Below are 430 nucleotides of genomic sequence, written 5' to 3' on the forward strand. Positions count from 1 at the left end.
GCTGATCCAGCGCGATCCGATCCACACCGCCAAGGAATCCGCCAGCATCGACCTCATCTCCGACGGCCGGTTCGTGTTCGGCGTCGGTGCCGGCTGGAACCTCGAAGAGATGCGCGACCACGGCACCGATCCGAAAACGCGTGGCGCACAACTGGATGAGAGCATCGAGGCCGTCAAGGCGCTGTGGACCGACGAGCCTGCCGAATACCACGGCAAGTACGTCAACTTCGAGTCCTCATACTGTCGTCCCAAGCCGGTCCAGAAACCGCACCCGCCCATCTACGTCGGTGGCAATTCCGATGCCATGGTCAAGCGCATCATCCGCCATGGGACAGGTTGGATCTCGAATCCGCTGCCGCGGGATGTGCTGACCAAACGGATCGAGCAATTGCGTGCCGGAGCCGGTCACGACGTACCGCTGATGATGTTC

Annotated in this window: 1 protein-coding gene; it reads left to right on the top strand. The window is 61.9% G+C overall.

The window, feature by feature from the left end:
• Positions 1 to 430, top strand: a 430-nt coding sequence (locus IMZ11_RS44290; protein ID WP_228649765.1) for a TIGR03619 family F420-dependent LLM class oxidoreductase, incomplete at both ends; no start/stop codon positions are given.

The sequence above is a fragment of the Microtetraspora sp. AC03309 genome, from assembly GCF_020826795.1.
Taxonomy (GTDB): Bacteria; Actinomycetota; Actinomycetes; order Streptosporangiales; family Streptosporangiaceae; genus Microtetraspora; species Microtetraspora glauca.